Genomic DNA, 22,105 nt, shown 5'->3' with positions numbered 1-22,105 from the left:
CACCCGGCCCCCCCCTTTATCACCCCCCCCCCTTTCGGGGGCCGCTTCTGTTGTTTATACGACCCCGGCGCCCGGGGGGGCCGGGGGGGGGGGGGGCGGGGGGGCCCGCCGAGCCTCCGGGGGTTCGACGATCGCCGCCTGGGGTTGCGGCATGTCTGTGGGGGACAATTTGTACACCTCTGTGTTCATTTCTGTCATTTCGCTTGCCCTTTTCGGGATAGCCGCCTTCACGCTCTGGTGGCAGATGCATGCCTGGCGGACACCCGAGGTGCTCGCCTCCACCCGCTTCGACCGCCCCGACGGGGGCGGCCGGCTGGCGTTCTCCCTGCTGCTGCCGGCCCGTCACGAACAGGCCGTGCTGGAGCACACCATCGACCGGCTGCTGGAATCCACGCACACCGACTACGAGATCATCGTGATCGTCGGCCACGACGACCCGGAGACGGCCGCCGTGGCCGAACGGGCCGCGGCCCGCGAACCCGCCCGTGTCCGCGTCGTCGTGGACACCCACGAGAGCAAGAACAAGCCGAAGGCCCTCAACACCGCCCTCCCCTCCTGCCGGGGCGACATCGTCGGGGTCTTCGACGCCGAGGACCAGGTCCATCCCGAGCTGCTCGCCCACGTCGACCACGCCTTCCGCTCCACCGGCGCCGACGTGGTCCAGGGCGGGGTCCAGCTCATCAACTTCCACTCCAGCTGGTACAGCCTGCGCAATTGCCTGGAGTACTTCTTCTGGTTCCGCTCCCGGCTGCACCTGCACGCCGAGAAGGGCTTCATCCCGCTCGGCGGCAACACCGTCTTCGTCCGCACCGAGGTGCTCCGCGAGGCGGGCGGCTGGGACCAGAACTGCCTCGCCGAGGACTGCGACCTGGGGGTGCGGCTGTCCTCGGTCGGCAAGAAGGTGGTCGTCGCGTACGACTCCGACATGGTCACCCGCGAGGAGACCCCCGGCTCGCTGATGAGCCTGCTCAAGCAGCGCACCCGCTGGAACCAGGGCTTCCTCCAGGTGTACCGGAAGAAGGACTGGCAGCAGCTGCCCGGCCGCGGCCGGCGCTGGCTCGCCCGCTACACCCTGATGACCCCCTTCATGCAGGCGGCCTCCGGGGTGATCATTCCGCTCAACTTCGCCGTCGCCGTCTTCCTCGAGGTGCCCGTCGGCATCGCGATCATCACCTTCCTCCCCATGATCACGGCGATGGTGACCTTCGTCTTCGAGATCGTCGGCCTCCACGACTTCGGCCGCCAGTACGGCCTGCGCGTCCGCTTCGTGCACTACCTCAAGCTCGTGGTCGGCGGCCCCTTCTACCAGGTGATGCTCGCGGGCGCCGCGATCCGCGCCGTCTGGCGCGAACAGCGCGGCCGCAACGAGTGGGAGCTCACCAGCCACACCGGCGCCCACCTCATCGGGTCCGCCGTCCCGGCCCTCGCCGGCGCTCCCGCGTCCGGCCACGGCGCCTCCACCGCATCCACCGCGACCGCCTCCGGCACCGTCAGCACGTCCCGCGCGCACCGAGAGGACAGCCACCAGTGACCGCCACCCTGCCCACGGCCACTGATCCCCGTCCCGGGCCGGGCGGCACCGCCACCGCGCCCCGCGTCCCCGCCCAGCGCGGCGGCAGAGGCTCCGGCGTCCGCCGGCCCGCCCCCGCCCGGCCGTCCGTCCGCTTCCGCTCCTCCCGGCCCGACCTGCTGCTGTGCGGGACGCTGCTGCTCGCGATCCTCCTCGTACAGGGCTGGAACATCACGAACTTCCCGACCCTGAGCGACGACGAGGGCACCTACCTCGCCCAGGCGTGGGCCGTCCAGCAGGGCGACGGCCTCGCCCACTACACCTACTGGTACGACCACCCGCCGCTCGGCTGGATCCAGGTCGCGGGCCTGACGTACCTTCCCTCGCTCTTCGTGCCCGACGCGATGACCGTCGCGCCGATGCGGTTCTCGATGCTCGCCGTCTCCGCGGCCGGCTCCGTGCTGATGTACGTCCTCGCGCGCCGGCTGTGGCTGCCGCGCTGGGCCGCCGGGCTCGCCATGGCCCTCTTCGGGCTCTCCCCGCTCTCCGTCGTGCTCCAGCGGGAGATCTTCCTCGACAACCTCGCGGTGATGTGGATCCTGCTGGCCTTCTGCCTCGCCGCGTCGCCCAGCCGCCACCTGTGGCACCACTTCGGTGCGGGACTCGCGGCCGCCACCGCCGTGCTCACCAAGGAAACGATGCTGGTGGTCCTCCCGGCGCTGCTGGTGACTATGTGGCGCCACAGTCACCGCGACACCCGCAAGTTCGCGGTCACCGGAGCCATCACCGCCTGCGCGCTGATCGGGCTCTCCTACCCGCTGTTCGCCCTGCTCAACGGGGAACTGCTGCCCGGGGCCGGACACGTCTCGCTGATCGACGGCATCACCTACCAGATGGGCCGCGAGGGCTCCGGCTTCATCCTCGACCCGGACTTCGGCTCCCACGGGGTGTTCCGGAGCTGGCTCTACTACGACACCGTGCTGCCGCTCGGCGGGCTGGCCGGGGCGGTCCTGCTGCTGGTCACCCTCCGCTGGTCGGTCACCGCCCGCGCCCTCGCCGGGCCCGCGCTCGCCGCCGCCATCCTCGCGCTCGTGGCGATGCGGCCCTCCGGCTACCTCCCCGCGATGTACGTGATCCAGGCGCTGCCCTTCCTCGCGCTCGTCCTGGCCGGCGGCGCGGCCGGCGTCGTGCACGCGGTGCTGCACCGCCGCCGTGCGCCGGGGGAGGCCCGGAAGGCGGTGTACGCGCGCCGGGCGCTGGTCTGCGTACTCGCCGCGGCCGCCGCGGTGTACGTCCTGCCCCGCTGGTACGAGGGCAACCGCACCGCGCTCACGGTGGACGCGAACGCCCCGTACCGGCAGGCCGCGGCCTGGCTCGGCAGCGAGGTCGACGACCCGGCGAACACCCGGGTCCTGCTGGACGACGCGCTGTGGCTGGACGCCGTGCACCACGGCTTCGCGCCCGGGCTCGGCGCGATCTGGTTCTACAAGGCGGACCTCGACCCCGCCGTCACCAGGACGCTGCCGCGCGGCTGGCGGGACATCGACTACGTGGTCTCCTCGCCCACGGTCCGGCGCGACGCGGTGGACCTGCCGAACGTGAAGGCGGCGCTGGAGCACTCGACGGCGGTCGCGGTCTTCGGCACCGGTGAGGACCGCATCGAGATCCGCCGGACCGACCGCGAGACCGGGAGCTGAGCCACCATGAGCGAAGACGTGGGGGCCCTCACTGCCCCGAGCGATCCGGAATTTTCGATTCCGGCAGCGCTGGACGGGGCGGCGCTGGACGGGGCGGCGCTGGATCCGGCGGAGAAGCCGGCCCCCGGCAGCGTCACCCTCATCGTCCCGACCTTCAACGAGTCGGGGAACGTGGCGGAGCTGCTGCGGCGCCTCGGGGACGCGCTCCCCTCCCACCTGCCCTGCGAGGTGCTGTTCGTGGACGACTCCACGGACGACACCCCCGCCGTCATGGAGAAGGCCAGCGCCGGCTGCGCCTTCCCGGTGGCCGTCCTGCACCGCGAACGCGCCGACGGCGGTCTCGGCGGAGCCGTCGTGGAGGGACTCGAGCGGGCCGCCACCGACTGGATCGTCGTCATGGACGCCGACCTCCAGCACCCGCCCCACCTGGTGCCCGAACTCGTCGGCGAGGGCGAGCGCACCGGCGCCGACCTCGTCGTCGCCTCCCGCTACCTCAGCGGCGGCAGCCGGGCCGGACTCGCCGGCGGCTACCGGATCGCCGTCTCCCGCGCCGCGACCTGGCTGGCCAAGGGGCTCTTCCCGCGCGCCCTGCGCGGGATCAGCGACCCGATGAGCGGCTTCTTCGCCATGCGCCGCTCCGCGGTCACCGCGGACGCCCTGCGCCCCCTCGGCTACAAGATCCTGCTGGAGCTGGCGGTGCGCTGCCGCCCCGCCGCCGTCGCGGAGGTCCCCTTCGTCTTCCAGGACCGCTACTCCGGCGAGTCCAAGTCCACGGCCCGCGAAGGCCTGCGCTTCCTCTCCCACCTCGCCGCGCTGCGCTCCGCGAACCCGCTGGCCCGCATGGTCGGCTTCGGACTGATCGGGCTCTCCGGCTTCGTCCCGAACCTGGCCGCGCTCTGGCTGCTCATGGGCGCCGGGATGCACTACCTGCCCGCCGAGATCGTCGCCAACCAGGCCGGGGTGCTGTGGAACTTCGTCCTCATCGAGGTCCTGCTCTTCCGTGACCGGCGCCGCCACCGCCACCGGGCCGACCGGATCGGCCGGTTCGCGCTGCTCGCCAATGCCGACCTGCTGCTGCGCATCCCGCTGATCGCGGTGTTCGTCGCCCAGTTCGGCATGGCCGTGCTCCCCGCCACCGCCGTCGCGCTGGTCACCACCTTCGTACTGCGCTTCGCGGCCACCGAGGCCCTCGTCTACCTGCCGCGCACACCGCGCACCGCGGGACGTCACACCAGGAGTTGAGCCGCACAGAAGGGAACGTGCCCATGCGTCTGAAGATCCGGCGGAAGGCCGGGCGGCGGACCGCCCTGCTGGCCGTCGGGGCGATGGCCGCGGGCCTGCTGCTCACCGCACCGCAGCAGGCCGCGGCCGGACCGCCCAATCTGCTCATCAATCCCGGCTTCGAGAGCGCCGGCGCGCCCGGCTCCGACATGCCGTCGTGCTGGTCGAAATCCGGCTGGGGCGACAACGACTTCTCCTTCGCCACGGTCGCCGACGCGCACACCGGCAGCAAGGCGATGAAAGTCTCGCTGACCCGCCGCGTCGACGGCGACCGCAAGGCCCTGGTCACCGAGACCACCGCCTGCGCGCCGACGGTCACGCCGGGCAAGCAGTACGACCTGTCCGCCTGGTACAAGTCGGATACCCCGGACGTGTCGGTGACCGTGTTCCGCCGGGACACCACGGCGGGCTGGCAGTACTGGACCGACCTGCAGAATCCGCCCGTGAGCGCCGGCTGGGCGCGCACGGAGGTCCGTACGCCCCCCGTCCCGCCGAACACCGACAGGATCGCGTGGGGGCTGTCGGTGTACGGCGTGGGGACGCTCACCTCCGACGACTACGCGCTGGAGGAGGTGGGTGCGGCCCCGCCGCAGCCGGTCTGCTCGGGCACGGCGGAGGAGTGCGCCAAGGGCAAGTGGGAGGTGATCCCCGCACAGAACCCGGTGCGTTCGATGCACGCCGTCGTCCTCAGGAACGGCAAGGTGCTGCTGATCGCGGGATCGGGCAACGACATCGACCAGTTCAACGCGGGGACCTTCACCTCGGCCGTCTACGACCCGGCGAACGGTTCGTTCAAGACGATCCCGACGCCGGTGGACATGTTCTGCTCGGGACACGTGCAGCTGTCCGACGGGCGGGTGCTGGTGATGAGCGGCAACAAGGGGTACCCGTCCGCCGACGGCTCGATCGGCTACCAGGGGCTGAAGGACAGCTACGTCTTCGATCCGGCCACCGAGGCGTACACGAGGACGAACGACATGAACGGCGGGCACTGGTACCCGTCGGCGACGATCCTCGGCAACGGTGACGTGATCTCCTTCGGCGGGCTGAAGGAGGACTCGACGGGCAACGTGACCGCCGAGAAGTTCTCGGCGGCGCAGAACAAGTGGCTGCCGGTGAACGAGGTCAACCAGACCTGGTCGTACTGGGGCCTGTACCCGTCGATGATCCTCATGCAGGACGGCCGGCTCTTCTACTCGGGCAGCCACACCTTCGGCAACGGCACCCCGGGCACGGGGGCCTCCGTCTACGACTACGACGCCAACACGATCACCGACGTGCCCGGTCTGCGGAACAAGGACCAGCGCGACGAGTCGGCGAGCGTGCTGCTGCCCCCGGCCCAGGACCAGCGGGTCCTGACCATCGGCGGCGGCAACAACGAGACCAACCCGGCGGCGAACCGGATCACCGACATCATCGACCTGAAGCAGCCGAGCCCCGCCTACACCGCCGGCCCGGACATCCCGCTCGGCCTGGTCGACCAGGGCGCGGGCAAGCGGCCGCAGACGGGCGCCGAGGGCAAGATGTACGTGTCCGCGGTGCTGCTGCCGGACGGCAAGGTGCTGGAGACCGGAGGTGCCCTGCACGACCGGGCGGACCCGGTGTTCGAGGCCTCGTTCTTCGACCCGGTGACCAACACCTACCAGCCGGGTCTGGCGGCCGACCCGATCCCGCGGACGTACCACTCGGCGTCGTTCCTGATGCCCGACGGACGCGTGATGTCGGTCGGCGACAACCCCGGCAACGGCACGTACAACCACAACGTGTCGATCTACACCCCGCCCTACCTCTTCAAGGGGCAGCGCCCGCTGATCACCTCGGTGATCGACACGCAGTGGGTGTACGGGGACACGCAGCGGATCACCGTCGACCGGCCCGTCGCCAAGGCGGAGCTGATCCGTCCGGCGGCCGTCACCCACTCCTCGGACCCCAACCAGCGGTTCGTGGACCTGCCGATGACGGTGGACGGGAACACCATCGACCTGAACGTCACCAGCAACCCCGACCTCGCGCCGCCCGGCTGGTACATGCTCTTCGCGGTGGACGCGAACGGGGTGCCGTCGGTCGCGAAGTGGGTCCACCTGGGCGGGGCCCCGGCCCTGGCGAAGGCGGACGAACAGCCCTCCGCGCACCAGCACGCCTTCGCGAACGAACTCGGGGCGCCCAAGAAGAACCCGCCGAAGCGGGACTCCGTGCCCGTACCGCCCGGCGTGGCCGGCTGCGACCGGCACTACGGGTCGGTCAACCTGTGCGTGCCGGCGCGCTTCCCGGCGGAGGTGAAGCCGACCTCGCAGGCGCGCTGCGCGTGGCTGGCCGCGCACCGGTACCCGCAGCGCATGAAGGTCAACGGCAGCGATCCGCTGCGGCTCGACCCGGACCGCGACGGCTACGCCTGCTGACGGCGGACAGAGGGGCGGGGACCGGCCGCGTGTGCGGCCGGTCCCCGTGAGCCCCTGACCGGGGGCGACGTCAGTGCTGGTAGGCGGCGAGCGAGATGCCGACGTAGTGCGCGACGAAGGCCGCGAGCGTCAGCGAGTGGAAGACCTCGTGGAAGCCGAAGAAGCGGGGCGAGGGGTTGGGGCGCTTCATTCCGTAGATGACCCCTCCCACGCTGTAGAGCAGACCGCCGACTATCACCAGGACCAGGACGGCGATGCCGCCGGTGCGCATGAAATCGGGCAGGAAGAAGACCGCGGCCCAGCCCATGGCGATGTAGCAGGGGGTGTAGAGCCAGCGCGGGGCACCGACCCAGAAGACGCGGAACGCGATGCCGGCGGCGGCCGCGATCCACACCGCCCACAGCAGGGTCCGCCCGGTGGAGGGCGGCAGCAGCAGGACGGTCAGCGGGGTGTAGGTGCCCGCGATGATCAGGAAGATGTTGGCGTGGTCGAGCCGCCGCAGGATGGCCTCGCCGCGCGGGCCCCAGGTGCCGCGGTGGTAGACCGCGCTCACACCGAAGAGCAGGCACGCCGTGAGGACGTACACCCCGCAGGCCACGCGGGCCCGGGTCGAGTCGGTGAACGCCATCAGGACGAGACCGGCCACGAGCACGGCGGGGAACATCCCCAGGTGGAGCCAGCCGCGCAGGAGCGGCTTGGCCTCCAGGGCGGACTCGACGGCCTCGACGGCCTCGACGACCGGGGAGGACTCGGAGGCCGGGACGGCGGCGGCGTCAGCAGTCATGGCCCACATGCTACCTACGGGCCCGTAGCTTTCCGTTGGTCCTCTTTACGGAAGATTGACGCGAGTGGCGATGCTCACGTGAGAGGCCCCCTGGACATATGCGCACACGCACCGGATGATCAGATGAGTGCGGTCGGCACCGGATGAGCGGAGCGCGAAGCGTCCGGGTCGCAGCCCCCACGGGGCATACACCAAACACACCCCTCAACAAGGAGCAATCGTGGCGCGCGACAACGCGGCTCCCACCACCATCCCGACGAGTCACCAGGAGCTGATCTCCTGGGTCGACGAGATCGCAGCCCTCACCCAGCCGGACCGCGTCGTCTGGTGCGACGGCTCCGAGAGCGAGTACGAGCGCCTGTGCGAGGAGCTCGTCGCCAAGGGAACGTTCAAGAAGCTCGACGAGACGAAGCGCCCGAACTCGTACTACGCCGCCTCCGACCCCTCCGACGTCGCGCGCGTCGAGGACCGGACCTTCATCTGCTCCGAGAAGGAAGAGGACGCGGGCCCCACGAACCACTGGAAGGCTCCTTCCGAGATGAAGGAGATCTTCGCGGGGGAGCAGGGCATCTTCCGCGGCTCCATGAAGGGCCGGACGATGTACGTCGTCCCCTTCTGCATGGGCCCCCTCGGCTCCGAGCTCTCCGCGATCGGCGTCGAGATCACCGACTCCGCCTACGTCGCGGTCGCCATGCGCACCATGACCCGCATGGGCAAGGCCGTCCTGGACGAACTCGGCACCGACGGCTTCTTCGTCAAGGCCGTCCACACCCTCGGCGCTCCGCTCGCCGAAGGCCAGGCCGACGTCCCGTGGCCCTGCAACACCACCAAGTACATCTCCCACTTCCCCGAGACCCGCGAGATCTGGTCCTACGGATCCGGCTACGGCGGAAACGCCCTCCTCGGCAAGAAGTGCTACGCCCTGCGCATCGCGTCCGTCATGGCCCGCGACGAGGGCTGGCTCGCCGAGCACATGCTGATCCTCAAGCTCACCCCGCCGGCGGGCGTGTCCGACGGCCCGAAGTACATCGCCGCCGCCTTCCCCTCCGCCTGCGGCAAGACGAACCTCGCCATGCTGGAGCCCACGATCCCCGGCTGGACCGTCGAGACCGTCGGCGACGACATCGCCTGGATGCGCTTCGGCCAGGACGGCCGCCTCTACGCGATCAACCCCGAGGCCGGCTTCTTCGGCGTCGCCCCCGGCACCGGCGCGCACACCAACGCCAACGCCATGAAGACCATGTACGCCAACACCGTCTTCACCAACGTCGCCCTCACCCCGGACGGCTCCGACGTGTGGTGGGAGGGCATGACCGAGGAGGCGCCCGCGCACCTCGTCGACTGGAAGGGCAACGACTGGACCCCCGAGTCCGGCACCCCGGCCGCCCACCCCAACGCCCGCTTCGCCGTCCCGGCCTCCCAGTGCCCGACGATCGCCCCCGAGTGGGAGGACCCCGCGGGCGTCCCGATCTCCGCGATCCTCTTCGGCGGACGCCGCGCCTCCGCCGTCCCGCTGGTCACCGAGTCCTTCGACTGGAACCACGGCGTCTTCATCGGCTCGAACATCGCCTCCGAGAAGACCGCCGCCGCCGAGGGCAAGGTCGGCGAGCTGCGCCGCGACCCCTTCGCCATGCTGCCGTTCTGCGGCTACAACATGGGCGACTACATGGGCCACTGGATCGACGTGGCCAAGGGCAAGGACCAGTCCAAGCTCCCGAAGATCTACTACGTCAACTGGTTCCGCAAGAACGACGCGGGCAAGTTCGTGTGGCCCGGCTTCGGCGAGAACAGCCGCGTCCTGAAGTGGATCGTCGAGCGCCTCGACGGCACCGCCGAAGGCGTGGAGACCCCCATCGGCATCCTGCCGACCGCGGCCTCCCTCGACACCGACGGCCTGGACCTCCCGGCCGCCGACCTGGACTTCCTCCTCACGGTCGACAAGGAGGTCTGGCGCGACGAGGCCTCCCTGGTCCCCGAGCACCTGAACACCTACGGCGACCACACCCCGAAGGAGCTGTGGGACCAGTACCACGCCCTGGTCGAGCGCCTGGGCTGAGCCAGGACACGCCCTGAAGAAGGGCCATTGAACGTGGGAGCCCCCGACCAAGCGGCGCCCACCGCTGTGGGAGCCCCCGACCAAGCGGCGCCCACCGCAGCACACGACCGTCCTCAGGAGCGTCCGCGCTCCTCCAGGTAGGCCGTGTGCGTCTGCTGACGGCGGGCCTCCACCTCGTGGAGGCCCGCCGTTACGCTGTCCGCCTCCTCCCGCAGCACCACCAGCTGCCGCTCCAGGTGCTGCTCCGGCGACTCGCCGCCCGGCGCCATCCGGTTCCACCAGCGGGTCCGCTGGTACGCGTCCACGCACTCCGGCACGTCCTGCCGGACCCCCCGCGAGACCGCGTGCACCGCCTCCGGCTCGGTGGCCAGCACATCGGCCACCCACCCCGGCTCCAGCAGCGCCCCGTACGACTCCAGCAGGCCCGCCAGCCCGGCCCCCGCCCCGGCCGGCAGCTCCACCTCGGTCAGGTACTCCCGCAGCCGCGCGAAATCCTCCCGCAGCACACCGAGTTCCTCCCGCGGGTCGAAGGGCGGCGGCGGCACCCGCTCCGGCGGGGCGATCAGCGCACCCGCCGCGTACAGTCCCGCGACCACCACCGGCCAGTACGCCCCGCCCACCCCCGCCAGGGCCAGGCCCACCCCGGCCACACCGCAGGCCGAACCGGCCAGGTTCTTCCCCGACTCCAGCCGGCCCAGGATCCTTCCCGCCCTACTGGTAGCCACGGATCTCCTCGAAGGCTCCGCCCAGCGAACCGTTCCCGCCGGTGGCGTCGAAGAGCCGCCCGCCGGTCAGTTCGGTGATGCGGGTCAGCTCCTCGCGGTCCGAGTCGCCGAACAGCACCGCGAAGACCGGCGTGTGCTTCTGCGCCTCGGGCAGCGCGGCGTAGAAGGAGCCGAAGTGCCCGGCCCCCACGCCCTCCGTGTTCTCCCCGTCCGTCATCAGCACGATCGAGGTGAACGCGTCCGTGCCGCCCTTGCCGAGGTGCTCGTACGCGGCCTCCAGACTGCTGTAGACCGCCGTACCCCCCTCCGGCGCCAGCGACTTCACATCGGCGCGCACCGCGTCCAGGGCCGGACCCGGATCGCCCGGCTCGACGACGTGCGTCCGCACCTTCTTCACCTTGGACCCGAACGACAGCAGCGTCACCTCCTCGCGGTCCCGGAACCTCTCCCCGGTCCCCGAACTCCCGCTCCCGGTCAGCTCGGTCAGCGCCGCCTTCAGCCGGCCGATCCGGTCCTCCTCGGCCATCGACCCCGAGGTGTCCAGCACGTACACCGTCCGCGAAGGCCGCCGCAGCTCGTTCTCGTACGAGGACAGCAGCCCGTCGGCGACCGGACGCGAACCGGGGAAGGGCAGCTCCCGCCGCTTCCCGGGGTCCAGCCCCGGCGCCGGAGCCACCCCGGCCGCCACCGGACGGCGGAAGGTCTGCCCGGTGATCTCCCTCTGCGCCTCCGCGCCGCGCAGGTACTCCGTCAGCGCCCGCCCCGACTCACGGGCCCCGGCCGGGGCCGACGTCAGCAGGGTCAGCGGATAGTGCGCGGTGACCACCCCGTCGCGCGGCCGGATCACCGTCAGCGGAGCCTTGGCGTCACGGTTCATCGACAGCAGCACCGACTCGTAGTTCACCAGCGCGTCCACGTCCCCGCGCTGGGCGTACGCCGACGCGAGCCAGCCCGAGGAACCCGAGGTCAGCTTCTGCCCGGCGAAGAACTCCTTCAGCCGCGGTGAGGCGGCCTTCACGTCCGCGTCGGTCAGCGCCGACTGCGCACCCGACAGGCCCGAGGCCACCGAGACCAGCGCGGAGAAACCCGAGTGGGAGCGCACCGGATCGGTCATCCCGTACGTCAGCCGCCCGCCCGCCACGGCCTCGTGGACCGCCGACCAGGTGACCTCCTCCGGCTTCCACCCGAGCCGGGCCAGCGCCTCCGGCCTGACGCCGAGCGCCACCGGGGACGACATCAGCGGGGTCTCGTTCGCCAGCTTCCCCGCCGCCTCCGGGCGCAGCCGCAAGTAGTCGTTGGAGGACAGCCAGATCGCGTCGTACGCGCCGTCCGCCTTCCCCGAGGCGACCTGCTCGACCGCGTCCAGGGTCCCGGACCAGGTCAGCCGCACCGTGACACCGGTGGCCTGCTTCGCCCGGTCCAGTACGGGCTGCAGATCGGCCAGCTCACTGGAGGCCAGCACCCTCAGGGTGCCCTCCTCGTACGCCGGCGGGCCCTGCTCGGCGGGCGGCCCGGAGGTACAGGCCGCCGTGGCCGCCAGCACGGCGAGCACGGAGGCCGCCCTCCGGGCCCGCCGGGCGCCCTTCGGCCCCTCCGGCGGACGGGCCCCCGGGCCCCGGCTCACGGCGCACCGCCTTCCAGCGCACCGGAGGTCCGCGTCCGCGCGAGGTACGCCGACGCGGTCTGCAGCTCCCCGGCCAGGGACTCCACGGTGGCCGCCATGTTCTCGGTGGCCTGCACCTTGAAGGTGTCGATCGCGTCGAGCGTCTTGTAGATCTGCGCGAAGGCCGTCCGCAAGGTCTCCGCACCCACCGCAGGGTCGGCCGCGATCCGCTGGATCTCGCCGCTCTGCGTGGACAGCATCTCCGCGTTGCCCCGGATCAGCTCCTCCGTGGTGCCCCTGAGGGCGTCGACCTGCTCGACCACCTTGCGCTGGCTGTCCAGCGCCGATGCCAGCATGACGGCGATCCGCAACGCCGACACCGTGGTGGTGGCGGCCCGGTCGACGCCCTTGATCAGCTCCTCGTTGCTGCGCCGGACCACGTCCATCGCCAGGTAGCCCTGTGCACAGACGGCCAGCTGCGTCAGCAGGTCCTGGTGCTTCTGCCGGACCGGGAAGAGCACGTCGGCGCGCAGCGCGTCGGCGTCCCGTGGGTCGCTCCGCTCCGCCTCGGCGATCCGCTGCCCGACGGCCGTGTCCAGGGCCTCGGTGAGGACGGCGTACTCCTGGAGCCTGCCCATCGTCTCCCACAGGCGGGTGCGCTCGGTGTGCAGGGCCGCGTTGTCGCGGCGCAGCTCGTCCTGGCCGCCGCGCAGCGAGCCCACGATCCTGTTCAGGGTGGCTTGCGAGGAGGCGTACTTCGCCACGTGGTCGCGGAGCCGGTTGCCGCCCGGCAGCTTTGCGAGCAGCTTGCGGGCCCCCTTGGCGGGAGCGTCCCGCGGGTCGAGGTCCTCGACGGTGCGCCGCAGTTCGACCAGGGACCCGGCGACACGGGCCTGGGCGTCGCCGCCCTCACCGGAGCCGAGGGAGCGCACGGCCCGCTCCAGCATCCGGTTGGACTGCTGGGCGGCGCCGCGGATGTCGGCGGAGCCCAGCCCGGTGATCTCACCGATGTGCCGGGCGAACTCCGGGGAGCGGCTGTCGATCCCGGCGAGCCGGTCGACGAACTCCCCGGCCCGGCGCGCCATCTCCTCGCGGACGCCGTCCTGGAGCGGGACCAGGCCGGCGGCCTGCTCCCGGCGGACGGGGGCGACGGGCTCGGGAGCGGTGAGGACGAGCGGGTCGTCGTCCCCGCCGGCGGACGGCGTGGGTGGCGGTGTCGGTGTCGGTGTCGGTGTCGGTGTCATGGTGTGTCCCCCTGGCCCTTGGCGCGCTCGGCCAGCGCCATCAGGATCTTGACGGTGGGTGTGCCGACCTGGCGGATGCCGGTCAGTCCCGGGTTGAGGTACGCGGCGTGCGGGGCGGTGGCGGCGGTGAATTCGGGCACGCCGTCCTGCGGGCGGAACCCGTGCCGCAGGGCCAGTTCGCGCAGCTTCGGGTCGGTGGCCAGGAAGGAGCCGAGCTCCCGGGCCCGGTCGCCGAGCGGGACGAAGGTGTGCGCGGTGTTGACCGTGGTGTCCGGGTACAGGACGACCATGTCGCCCGGCTCCTGCTTCTGCAGCAGCAGGGCGGCCACCTGGGACTCGTACACGAGGACGAGCGGCTCGCCGCTTCCGCTGATGAAGGCCCGGAAGGGGTCGTCGGTGCTGGGTTCCAGCGCTCCCTGGACCGAGATCAGCTTGCGCAGCAGGGGCGCGGTGCGGGCGATCCCGGTGTCGTCGGCGACCACGCTGTTGCCGTTCGCGACGTTGGAGGTGGCGGCCAGGAAGAGGGCGCCGGAGTTGGAGGTGGCCGGGTCGGTGGTTTTGACGAACACCGTGCCGGTCAGCTCGGGATGGGGAGCGGATCCGGACAGCTGCTGCCAGGTGCGGTCCTCGCCGGCGGCCTTGAGGAAGGGGTCCATGAGGAGGGTCCCGGAGTTCTCCCCGGTCATCCTCACGAGGCCGTTGCCGGCGAGGACGCGGGCGGCGTTCGAGCGGGAGATGACGACGAGCGGGGAGAAGAAGGGCCTGGTGGTCTGGGCGCCCTCGAGGCCTGCCGCGGCCTCGATCTCCTTCGCGGGTTCACTGCTGCCGGGGAAGGCGAAGTCGAATTCCTTGAGGGCGAGTCGGTCCATCGCCCAGGAGCCCGAGGTTTCGGTCTTCACGGTGTAGCCCTTGTCCGCAAGGGCCTTGACGACATCGGGGTCGCGGAAGAATTCGGACTTCTCCGAGCCGATGACGCCACGCACGGTCTTCGTTGCCGTGGGTGCTGAGTCCTTCCCCTGGAAGACGGCGACGAGGAGCACGCCGCCGATCAGGAGAAGACCCAGGATGATTCCCAGGATGCGTCTCACGAGGTGCAGCGTGCTCGCGGAAACCCACATTCCGCGCCGAGTTGAATGAACGTCAGGTGGCCAGGCCGTCCCACTTCGAAATGCTGTGTGAGCCCGTGGGTGCTGGTGGGCGGGGCGGCCGCCCGGGAGGATCGTGCCATGGGCGTGAGCGCATTGAAGTGGCAGGGCTGGCTGGTCGGTCTGGTGGTGCTGGCCGGACTGCTGGTGTTCGCCCCGCTGGGCCTGTACGTGTGGGCCAGCGGCGGCGATCCGCCCGCGGCGCCGCCGCGGGCCGCGGTGGAGGACGTACGGGTCACCGCGTGCCGGATCGACCCCGGGAGCCGTCGGGTGGCGGCGGCGGTGACGGCCGCGGGGCGGCCCGAGGGACCGGGCGCCTACGTGGTCACGGTCGAGTTCCGCGAAACGGCGCAGCCCGACCCGGCCCAGCGGGCCGCTCAGGCCCTGGTCAGGATCCCGGGCGTGGCCCCGGGTGCCACCGAGTCGGGGGAGGCCGTCGGCCCGGTGTGGCCGGTCGCGACGGTTCCCTGGTGCGGTGTCGCCTCGGCGGAGTTCACCCCGGCCCCGTAGTCCGGACGGGGCCGCGCGGCGGGCGGAGGAGCATGGCGCCCGGTCCGGAGCCTCCGCGGCCCCGGACCGGGGCCGTCAGTGGGCGCCGGCCAGGTCGAGGGTGTCGAGGGCGGCGGCGTGCGCGTCCATGCGCTCGGCGGCGAGGATCGCGACGGTGGTGTCGGCACGGGAGGCGGCCACGACGAGCGCGCGTCCGGCGAGGTCGTGCGCACGCCGGTGCAGCACGGCGTCCCCGGCCGCACCGCGGTGCGGTGCACGCGCGGGCTCGGCCCCGCGCAACCGCTTCACCTGCGCGGCGATCGCCTCGGCGCCCTCGTCGAGCCCGAGCTCGTCGGTGACGGCGAGCAGCGCCGCCAGGTGCCCGGCGAGCTGCATGTCCAGGGCTTCGGCACGGCTGCTGTGCGGGTAGTCGGCGGCGGCGCCCATGCGGTGGACGACCGGCTTGGTGCGGATCGGCTCGTACATGAGGAGGCCTCCTGCGTGGGTCAGGGCACCATCCTACATTGGATCGGTTCTAAAGTTGATACGGATCCGGCAATGCTCCGACCCGCCTGCGCCGGAACCCGGGCCGGACGCCCGGCGGGGCCGCGGCCGGGGTTCCGGCCGCGGCCCCGCCGCCGCGTCTACGGCTGTCCGTACCCGTCGAGGAACTTGCCGATCCGCGTCACCGCGTCCGCCAGGTCCTTCGCGTTCGGCAGCGTCACGATCCGGAAGTGGTCGGGCTCGGGCCAGTTGAAGCCCGTCCCGTGGACCACCATGATCTTCTCGGCCCGCAGCAGGTCCAGGACCATCTGCCGGTCGTCCTTGATCTTGTAGACCGAGGGGTCGAGCTTCGGGAAGAGGTACAGCGCGCCCCGGGGCTTCACGCAGGTGATGCCGGGGATCGCGGTCAGCAGCTCGTACGCCGTGTCGCGCTGCTCCAGCAGCCGCCCGCCCGGGAGCACCAGGTCGTTGATCGACTGCCGGCCGCCGAGGGCGGTGGCGACCGCGTGCTGCGAGGGCATGTTCGCGCACAGGCGCATGTTGGCCAGGATCGTCAGGCCCTCGATGTACGACGAGGCGTTCTTCTTGGGGCCGCAGACCGCCATCCAGCCGGCCCGGTACCCGGCGACGCGGTAGTTCTTGGACAGCCCGTTGAAGGTCAGGGTCAGCAGGTCCGGTGCGATGGCGGCGGTGTTCGTGTGGGTCGCGCCGTCGTACAGGATCCGGTCGTAGATCTCGTCCGAGCAGACCACCAGGTTGTGGCGGCGCGCGATGTCCGTCAGTCCGCGCAGCATCTCGTCGTCGTAGACGGCGCCGGTCGGGTTGTTCGGGTTGATGATCACGATCGCGCGGGTGCGGTCGGTGACCTTGCGCTCGATGTCCGCGAGGTCGGGCATCCAGTCGGCCTGCTCGTCGCAGCGGTAGTGCACGGCCGTGCCGCCCGCGAGGGAGACGGAGGCGGTCCACAGCGGGTAGTCCGGCGCCGGGACCAGCACCTCGTCGCCGTCGTCGAGCAGCGCCTGCATCGACATCTGGATCAGCTCGGAGACGCCGTTGCCGAGGTAGATGTCCTCGACGTCCAGCTCGATGCCCTTGGTCTGGTAGTGCTGCATGACCGCGCGCCGCGCGGAGAGCAGCCCCTTCGCGTCCCCGTAGCCGTGGGCGTTGCCCAGGTTGCGGAGCATGTCCTCAAGGATCTCCGGCGGGCACTCGAAGCCGAAGGCCGCGGGGTTGCCGGTGTTGAGCTTGAGGATGCGATGACCTGCTGCTTCGAGCCGCATCGCCTCTTCGAGGACGGGGCCGCGGATCTCGTAACAGACATTGGCGAGTTTCGTTGACTGGATCACCTGCATGACGGGAGCTTACGGGGCCTGGTGCGAACCCGCCCTGCGATTCCGCGACGGGATGCGGGGTGCGATATGTCCTGGTTCGCGTGAAGGGCGGGTGGCGGCCGGATCCACCCTTGGAATCCCGGGCCCGCCCGCGCTCCGGCCTGCGGAACGGGTGCACGCGCACTACGCCGAACGGGCGGGTGTTGCGCTCGTCACCTCGGGCTCGGGGGCTCCGCGGTGCGCGGGGCGGCGGCAGGCCGCCTGGCGCCCCGCCTGGGGGCGCCGGGCGAGGACCCCGTGAGTACCTCGTGGGCAGTAGCCCGCGTGAGTACCCCACGTGAGTACGCGCACTCATGCGGCGGACCGCGCCGGCGGCGAGGCTGGGCCGTGGACCAGGGGTCGGTGGCCGGGCAGCTGGGGGGCTGGCGGCTGGGCGGCTGGCCCGTGGAGATCGGCTACTGAAGGGCGGCGGGCAGTGGAGTTCGCAGTGGGTGACATGGCGATCACGACGGTGGGCACGGACGGTGACGACCGGGTGATCGAGTTCCTGGTGGCGCACCGGCACGGCCCCGAGACCTGCGGCTTCGCGATCTTCCGCGAACACGGCGAAGGCTGGGAACACGCCCGCCTCGCCATCGACCCTGACTCGGGCAGCGTCCCGGTGGCCGCGGTGGAGTGGGCGGTGGAGTTCGCGCGGGAGTATCTGTAGGGGGGTTGGGCTTCGGGGGCCTGTTACCCCTTGGCGGGATCAGGGAGGGTTTGGGGGTTTCCCGCCAGTCCTATCGTCTCTCCGTGGCGGGGCGGGCCCTCAAGGGCGCTCCTTCGTCGCGTCGCTTCGCGATGGCCTTCGGCCCCCCTTGACCGCCCGCCCCGCCACGGAAAGACAGGACCGACGGGAACCCCCCAAAAAGACGCTCACCGGGGACCGATGCCTATGCGGGGTGGTCAGCGTTCCAGGGCCTGGCCTCCAGGGACCTTGCCGGAGCCAGACCTCGACCGACTCGTCGGCAGGATCGGGGAGCGCGTCCACTCCCCACCCACCACTTCATTGCTCAGCGTCTGCGAGCCGTCTGCGGGTTGGACATAAGCCGCCACCACTCCGGTAGGCACCGCACGTCGCCCGGCGTCAGCGACCCGCCCGGGGTTGGACATAGGCCGCCAACGCTCCGGTGGGCGGGGCACGTCGCCAGGCGTCAGCGACACGGCTGTGCGCGCGTATGCGCGTATGTGCGTATGCATGTGTGTGGGCCGGGGGCCCCTGCGACCGTCAGGGCGCGGGAAGGGGGCTGACGGAGTCTGATGCCGGATTTTTCGGTCCCTCACTCCGGCAAGACGTCACATCTCTACCCCGGACGGGTCGCAGACGCCGAGCAACGTGCCGTGCCCACCGGACTGGTGGCGGCTTATGTCCAGCTCCGGACGGGTCGCGGACGCCAAGCAACGTGCGGTGCCCACCGGACTGGTGGCGGCTTATGTCCAGCTCCAGGCGGGTCGCAGACGCCAAGCAACGTGCCGTGCCCACCGGACCGGTGGCGGCTTATGTCCAACCCCGGGCGGGTCGCAGACGTCAAGCAACGTGCGGTGCCCACCAGACCGTTGGCGGCTTATGTCCAGCTCCAGGCGGGTCGCAGACGCTGAGGCGAGAAGGGTGTGTGCGGCGTTGATGCGCTGCCCGATCCTGCTGATGGTCTGGTCGAGGTCTGGCTCCGGCAGGGCCACTGGAGGTCAGGCCCTGGAACGCTGGCCGCCCCGCTCCTCTGTCCGGTCCCCGGTGAGCGTCTTTTTGGGGGGTTCCCGTCGGTCCTGTCTTTCCGTGGCGGGGCGGGCGGTCAAGGGGGGGCCGAAGGCCATCGCGAAGCGACGCGAACGCAGTGAGCGCCCTTGAGGGGCCGTCCCGACGCGGAGAGACGATAGGACTGGCGGGAAACCCCCAAACCCTCCCTGATCCCGAGAAGGGGCAACAGGCCCCCGAAGCCCAACCCCGACCCCTCAACGCCCACCCCCCCCTGTCACCCCTCTCGCCTAGGCTGGACCTCGACTGGTGTGGTGTTCAGGGTGGGGAAGGAGTTCGGGTGGGAGCGGGTGGGGAGGGGTTGAGGGTCGTTGCCGGGGATGCGACCAGCCCTCAGGCCAAGGGGCCCAAGATCATCGCCCATGTCTGCAACGACCTCGGGGGGTGGGGGAAGGGGTTCGTGCTGGCCGTCTCGAAGCGGTGGCCCGAGCCGGAGGCCGCGTACCGGGCCTGGCACCGGGGGCGCAGCGGGAACGACTTCGGGCTGGGTGCCGTGCAGGTGGTGCGGGTGCAGCCCGATGTGTGGGTGGCCAACATGGTCGGTCAGCGCGGCATGCGCACCGGGAGCGGCGGGCCGCCGATCCGGTACGACGCCTTGCGGCGTTGCCTCGACGCGTTGGCCGGGCACGCGCTGGAACTGGGTGCCTCCGTGCACATGCCCCGGATCGGGTGCGGGCTCGCCGGGGGCAGCTGGTCCCGGGTCGAGCCGCTGATCGTCGACACGCTGGGGGCCCGCGGGGTGCAGGTGACCGTCTACGACCGGGGGTGAGGTGGGGCGATCGCGGTATGGACTACCGGTACGCCACCGAGGCCGACGTGGTGGGCATGGCCGAGCTCTTCGCCGCCAGCCACCGTGACGTGCTGACGGAGCGGCAGCGGGCCGAGCAGGGTTTCGTACGAGGCTCCTTCGGAGCCCCCGCGCTGAGGCTCGTGGCGGAGGCCCGGCAGCTGCTCGCCGCGCCCCCCCCGGAGGACTCAGGCCGCGGTGACCCGGGCCGCGAAGGAGTCCAGGTTGTCCGACATCCGGGCCAGGCGCTCGTCCAGGGTGAGGGACTCCTCGTACCGCGCGGTGCGCAGCTTCGGCTGCCGCTTGCCGCGTACGTACAGGGGGCAGGCGAGGTCCGCGCAGACGTAGATGCCGACGGTGTTGCCCTCGCGGCCCCGGGCGCCGGCCAGGGGTGCCGCGAGCAGGGTGACCCCCGACGAGGCGTGGCCGGTCAGGCAGATCTGGCACAGGCTGGACTTGAGCGCGCTGGTGCGGTTCACGGACGGCACGCGCAGGGAGATCCCCAGCGGGCCCTGCGCCGCGGGCAGCACGAGGTGGGCGCGCAGCGGTGCGCCCGGGTCGACCCAGCCGAGGAAGTCCAGGTCGTCCCAGGGGAGTTCGGCGAAGTCGAGCGGGAGCCGCAGTCGTGCGGCCTCGCCCTTGGTGCAGTTCACGAACGACGAGCGGATCTGTTTCTCGGTGAGTGGTTCCACGGGCATCGACCCTACGGGTGCCCCGACCTGCCCGCATCCGGATATCGGCGCGCTCCGGGCCCGCCCGCGGGCACGCCGACAGGGGGCGCGCGCCTCGCGAGGCGGGCAGGTGAGGGAAGGTTACTGCGCCCCGTCCGGAAGGGGTTCCAGGATCACCAGGGGGATCTCGCGGGGGCGGGCGGCCGTCCGGGCGTCCTCGTACGGGGGCCACAGGGCGGTCATCATCTCCCAGTAGACCTCGTGGTCCGTGGGGCCGCCCGTGCGGGCGGTGGCCTTGAGGGTGGCCGGGCCGACCTGGAGGCGGACCTCGGGGTGGGCGGTGAGGTTGCGGTACCAGGCGGGATGCCCGGCTGCCCCCTTGCCGGCGGCCACGACGATGTGGCGGTCCCCGTCCGTGGCGTAGATCAGCGGGGTGCGGGTGGTGCGGCCGGTGTGGCGGTCGACGGTGGTGAGCAGGAGGGTGGGGACCCCGTGCCACAGGTGGCCGTCGGTGCCCGCGCTGGTCACGTAGGCGCGGACGTGGTCGAGCTGTGGGCCCGGGGCCGGGTCCACGGGGTGGTCCCAGTCGACGTCGAGTGCGTGCATTCACCTGTCCTTTGGGTCGTGGCCCCCTGGCCGATAACGAGCCTTCACCGATTCTGGATGCGGTCGGGCCGTAGCGCAGTCGCGCTGGTCTGGACCAAGCTCCTCGTATGGACCTGGAGCTGAGGCACCTCAAGATCATCAGGGCCGTCGCCGACGCCGGGAGCCTGACCCGGGCGGCGACCGCGCTCGGGCTCGCACAGCCCGCGCTCAGCGCCCAACTGAAGCGGATCGAGCGGGGGTTGGGTGCCGCACTGTTCGTGCGCGGGCGGGAGGGCGTACGGGCCACCGCGCTCGGGGAGCTGGTGCTGGACCGGGCCCGCGTGGTGCTGCCCGCGGTGTGCGAGCTCCAGGAGGAGGCCCAGCGGTTCGCCCGGCAGGGGGCGGCGGGGTACCGGCTCGGGGGGACGCACGGACCCCTGCTCGGCGGGCTCGTGGACCGGCTCGCCGGGGAGGAGCCCGGCGTGCCCGTGACCACGTACACGTCCTGGTCCGAGACGGAGATCGCCGGGAGCGTCGCCGCCGGGCGGCTGGACTTCGCCCTGGTGGGGGTGTGCGGGGAGAGCCCGCCGCCGGAGCCCGGGCGCCTCGCCTGGATGGAGGTGGCGCGGGACCCGGTCCACGTGATGCTGGCCGAGGGGCATCCGCTGGCCCTCGCCCCGCGGCGGGAGGTGGAGCTCGCCGAGCTGGCCGCGGAGGCATGGGCGGACGTACCGGGGGACGGGTGCTTCGGGGACTGTTTCGCGGCGGCCTGCGTGCGGGCCGGGTTCACGCCCGCCTGCGTGTACGAGGCGGACACGGCCTCCTGCGTGCACCTGGTGCAGGTCGGGCGGGCCGTCGGGCTGTGCCGGGCCACCTTCCCGGTCACGCCGGGGGTGGTCACCCTGCCGCTCGCCGGGGCCCCGCTGGTGTGGCGGCACCTGCTGGGCTGGCACCCCGCGGCCCGTGCCGCCTCCCGGGCGCCGGCGGTACTGGACCGGGCCAGGGCCGCGCACGCCGAGGCCCTGGCCCGGTCGGCCGGCGGCCTCGGCCGGGGCCGTGCGCCCGGTCGGCCGGTCACCGCCCAGGGGTGGCCTGCCGGGCCCGGCTGACGGGGGCGCCCTGGCGGCCCGCCTGCCGACCGGGCGGCTGCCGGGTCCCGGCAGCAGTACGGGCCCGCCCCCGTGCGTGGGGGCGGGCCCGGCAGCAGCATCCGTGCCGGCGCTACGGCAGGTAGCGCTCGATGACCTGCGGGCCCTCCTTCTCGATCAGCTTGCGGGCCTTCTCGACCCGCTCCGGAGTCGGGTCGTGGCCGGTCGCCATCACGAGGTCCTCGGGGTCGTACGGTCGTTCCCCGCCCGTGAAGAGCCGGTCCGACCGTGTCGGCTGCTGGTCCGATTCACTGTCCATCGCGTACCTCCTCCAGTGCCCCCTGGCCCCCATACTCCGGCGGCAGCCCCATGAACGCACCTCGGCCGGGCGCCCGCGGCGGCCATACCGCCGGG

20 protein-coding genes are annotated in these 22,105 nt (G+C 71.9%); 10 read left to right on the top strand and 10 right to left on the bottom strand.

Features of this window, described 5'->3' with window-relative positions:
* The first annotated feature begins 169 nt into the window (after positions 1 to 169).
* Genes ACFWUZ_RS31835 through ACFWUZ_RS31820 form a run of 4 tightly spaced genes read left to right on the top strand, consistent with a single transcriptional unit; the run spans position 170 to position 6,887 of the window.
* On the top strand, positions 170 to 1,531 hold the full coding sequence (locus ACFWUZ_RS31835; protein WP_384380725.1) for a glycosyltransferase: 1,362 nt from the start codon (positions 170 to 172) through the stop codon (positions 1,529 to 1,531).
* Entirely contained in the window at positions 1,528 to 3,207 is a 1,680-nt protein-coding gene (locus tag ACFWUZ_RS31830; RefSeq protein WP_384380722.1) for an ArnT family glycosyltransferase, read from the top strand. Before ACFWUZ_RS31835 ends, ACFWUZ_RS31830 begins: the two co-directional genes overlap by 4 nt.
* Before the next feature lie 6 nt (positions 3,208 to 3,213).
* Positions 3,214 to 4,449, top strand: a complete 1,236-nt coding sequence (locus ACFWUZ_RS31825) for a glycosyltransferase (RefSeq protein WP_384380719.1) — start codon at positions 3,214 to 3,216, stop codon at positions 4,447 to 4,449.
* Between the two features lie 23 nt (positions 4,450 to 4,472).
* Positions 4,473 to 6,887 (top strand): galactose oxidase-like domain-containing protein, encoded by a 2,415-nt coding sequence (locus ACFWUZ_RS31820; protein WP_384380716.1) that lies wholly within the window; start codon positions 4,473 to 4,475, stop codon positions 6,885 to 6,887.
* A 70-nt stretch (positions 6,888 to 6,957) separates the two neighbouring features.
* Here ACFWUZ_RS31820 and ACFWUZ_RS31815 read toward each other — a convergent pair whose 3' ends face one another.
* A complete protein-coding gene (locus ACFWUZ_RS31815) occupies positions 6,958 to 7,680 on the bottom strand; it encodes a hemolysin III family protein (RefSeq protein ID WP_384380713.1) in 723 nt (240 codons plus the stop codon).
* A gap of 211 nt (positions 7,681 to 7,891) precedes the next feature.
* On the opposite strand from ACFWUZ_RS31815, the gene ACFWUZ_RS31810 reads away from it, so the two are divergent.
* Positions 7,892 to 9,727, top strand: coding sequence for a phosphoenolpyruvate carboxykinase (GTP) (locus ACFWUZ_RS31810; protein WP_384380710.1), 1,836 nt, complete (start codon positions 7,892 to 7,894; stop codon positions 9,725 to 9,727).
* 113 nt (positions 9,728 to 9,840) lie between these two features.
* On the opposite strand, the gene ACFWUZ_RS31805 is transcribed toward ACFWUZ_RS31810, so the two are convergent.
* From ACFWUZ_RS31805 to ACFWUZ_RS31790, 4 genes are read right to left on the bottom strand one after another with little or no spacing between them, the layout of a single operon-like run.
* Positions 9,841 to 10,452, bottom strand: coding sequence for a hypothetical protein (locus ACFWUZ_RS31805; RefSeq protein ID WP_384380707.1), 612 nt, complete (start codon positions 10,450 to 10,452; stop codon positions 9,841 to 9,843).
* Positions 10,439 to 12,076 carry a substrate-binding domain-containing protein gene (locus ACFWUZ_RS31800; RefSeq protein WP_384380704.1) on the bottom strand — a complete coding sequence of 546 codons (1,638 nt, stop codon included), beginning with the start codon at positions 12,074 to 12,076 and terminating at the stop codon, positions 10,439 to 10,441. The genes ACFWUZ_RS31805 and ACFWUZ_RS31800 overlap by 14 nt, the downstream gene beginning before the upstream one ends.
* A complete protein-coding gene (locus tag ACFWUZ_RS31795; RefSeq protein ID WP_384380701.1) occupies positions 12,073 to 13,299 on the bottom strand; it encodes a toxic anion resistance protein in 1,227 nt (408 codons plus the stop codon). Before ACFWUZ_RS31795 ends, ACFWUZ_RS31800 begins: the two co-directional genes overlap by 4 nt.
* Entirely contained in the window at positions 13,296 to 14,387 is a 1,092-nt protein-coding gene (locus ACFWUZ_RS31790) for a hypothetical protein (RefSeq protein ID WP_384380698.1), read from the bottom strand. Before ACFWUZ_RS31790 ends, ACFWUZ_RS31795 begins: the two co-directional genes overlap by 4 nt.
* 144 nt (positions 14,388 to 14,531) lie before the next feature.
* On the opposite strand from ACFWUZ_RS31790, the gene ACFWUZ_RS31785 reads away from it, so the two are divergent.
* Positions 14,532 to 14,954, top strand: a complete 423-nt coding sequence (locus tag ACFWUZ_RS31785; protein ID WP_384380695.1) for a hypothetical protein — start codon at positions 14,532 to 14,534, stop codon at positions 14,952 to 14,954.
* Between the two features lie 75 nt (positions 14,955 to 15,029).
* Here ACFWUZ_RS31785 and ACFWUZ_RS31780 read toward each other — a convergent pair whose 3' ends face one another.
* Together ACFWUZ_RS31780 and ACFWUZ_RS31775 are read right to left on the bottom strand one after the other, a co-directional pair.
* Entirely contained in the window at positions 15,030 to 15,419 is a 390-nt protein-coding gene (locus tag ACFWUZ_RS31780; RefSeq protein ID WP_384380692.1) for a hypothetical protein, read from the bottom strand.
* 158 nt (positions 15,420 to 15,577) lie between these two features.
* Complete coding sequence (locus ACFWUZ_RS31775) at positions 15,578 to 16,789, bottom strand: pyridoxal phosphate-dependent aminotransferase (protein ID WP_384380689.1); 1,212 nt, start codon at positions 16,787 to 16,789, stop codon at positions 15,578 to 15,580.
* Between the two features lie 303 nt (positions 16,790 to 17,092).
* Between ACFWUZ_RS31775 and ACFWUZ_RS31770 the strand changes: the two genes are divergently transcribed.
* The 3 genes from ACFWUZ_RS31770 to ACFWUZ_RS31760 all read left to right on the top strand — a co-directional run bounded on the left by ACFWUZ_RS31770 (position 17,093) and on the right by ACFWUZ_RS31760 (position 19,329).
* Entirely contained in the window at positions 17,093 to 17,230 is a 138-nt protein-coding gene (locus tag ACFWUZ_RS31770; RefSeq protein WP_384380686.1) for a hypothetical protein, read from the top strand.
* Positions 17,231 to 17,264: 34 nt separating this feature from the next.
* On the top strand, positions 17,265 to 17,477 hold the full coding sequence (locus ACFWUZ_RS31765) for a hypothetical protein (protein ID WP_384380683.1): 213 nt from the start codon (positions 17,265 to 17,267) through the stop codon (positions 17,475 to 17,477).
* Positions 17,478 to 18,840: 1,363 nt separating this feature from the next.
* Complete coding sequence (locus ACFWUZ_RS31760) at positions 18,841 to 19,329, top strand: macro domain-containing protein (RefSeq protein WP_384380680.1); 489 nt, start codon at positions 18,841 to 18,843, stop codon at positions 19,327 to 19,329.
* A gap of 206 nt (positions 19,330 to 19,535) precedes the next feature.
* On the opposite strand, the gene ACFWUZ_RS31755 is transcribed toward ACFWUZ_RS31760, so the two are convergent.
* Both ACFWUZ_RS31755 and ACFWUZ_RS31750 read right to left on the bottom strand, forming a co-directional pair.
* On the bottom strand, positions 19,536 to 20,039 hold the full coding sequence (locus tag ACFWUZ_RS31755; protein ID WP_384380677.1) for an FBP domain-containing protein: 504 nt from the start codon (positions 20,037 to 20,039) through the stop codon (positions 19,536 to 19,538).
* 120 nt (positions 20,040 to 20,159) lie between these two features.
* A complete protein-coding gene (locus ACFWUZ_RS31750; RefSeq protein WP_384380674.1) occupies positions 20,160 to 20,624 on the bottom strand; it encodes a nitroreductase/quinone reductase family protein in 465 nt (154 codons plus the stop codon).
* A gap of 107 nt (positions 20,625 to 20,731) precedes the next feature.
* Here ACFWUZ_RS31750 and ACFWUZ_RS31745 point away from each other — a divergent pair, with 107 nt between their 5' ends.
* Positions 20,732 to 21,712: a LysR family transcriptional regulator gene (locus ACFWUZ_RS31745; RefSeq protein ID WP_384380671.1), complete on the top strand. Its 981-nt coding sequence runs from the start codon at positions 20,732 to 20,734 to the stop codon at positions 21,710 to 21,712.
* Positions 21,713 to 21,824: 112 nt separating this feature from the next.
* Here ACFWUZ_RS31745 and ACFWUZ_RS31740 read toward each other — a convergent pair whose 3' ends face one another.
* Positions 21,825 to 22,010: a hypothetical protein gene (locus ACFWUZ_RS31740; RefSeq protein WP_362047664.1), complete on the bottom strand. Its 186-nt coding sequence runs from the start codon at positions 22,008 to 22,010 to the stop codon at positions 21,825 to 21,827.
* Between the last annotated feature and the right edge of the window lie 95 nt (positions 22,011 to 22,105).

This window comes from Streptomyces sp. NPDC058646, from assembly GCF_042716875.1.
Classification (GTDB): Bacteria; Actinomycetota; Actinomycetes; order Streptomycetales; family Streptomycetaceae; genus Streptomyces.
The sequence above is the reverse complement of the archived record's forward strand: the minus strand, read 5'-3'. Positions and strand labels throughout refer to the sequence as shown.

What these genes read in the sequence shown, in the direction of transcription:
- ACFWUZ_RS31825 (WP_384380719.1), top strand. Translation starts at nt 3,214, where the DNA reads ATGAGCGAAGACGTGGGGGCCCTCACTGCCCCGAGCGATCCGGAATTT.
- ACFWUZ_RS31820 (WP_384380716.1), top strand. Translation starts at nt 4,473, where the DNA reads ATGCGTCTGAAGATCCGGCGGAAGGCCGGGCGGCGGACCGCCCTGCTG.
- ACFWUZ_RS31815 (WP_384380713.1), bottom strand. Translation starts at nt 7,680, where the DNA reads ATGTGGGCCATGACTGCTGACGCCGCCGCCGTCCCGGCCTCCGAGTCC.
- ACFWUZ_RS31795 (WP_384380701.1), bottom strand. Translation starts at nt 13,299, where the DNA reads ATGACACCGACACCGACACCGACACCGACACCGCCACCCACGCCGTCC.
- ACFWUZ_RS31780 (WP_384380692.1), bottom strand. Translation starts at nt 15,419, where the DNA reads ATGTACGAGCCGATCCGCACCAAGCCGGTCGTCCACCGCATGGGCGCC.
- ACFWUZ_RS31775 (WP_384380689.1), bottom strand. Translation starts at nt 16,789, where the DNA reads ATGCAGGTGATCCAGTCAACGAAACTCGCCAATGTCTGTTACGAGATC.
- ACFWUZ_RS31765 (WP_384380683.1), top strand. Translation starts at nt 17,265, where the DNA reads ATGGCGATCACGACGGTGGGCACGGACGGTGACGACCGGGTGATCGAG.
- ACFWUZ_RS31750 (WP_384380674.1), bottom strand. Translation starts at nt 20,624, where the DNA reads ATGCACGCACTCGACGTCGACTGGGACCACCCCGTGGACCCGGCCCCG.
- ACFWUZ_RS31745 (WP_384380671.1), top strand. Translation starts at nt 20,732, where the DNA reads ATGGACCTGGAGCTGAGGCACCTCAAGATCATCAGGGCCGTCGCCGAC.
- ACFWUZ_RS31740 (WP_362047664.1), bottom strand. Translation starts at nt 22,010, where the DNA reads ATGGACAGTGAATCGGACCAGCAGCCGACACGGTCGGACCGGCTCTTC.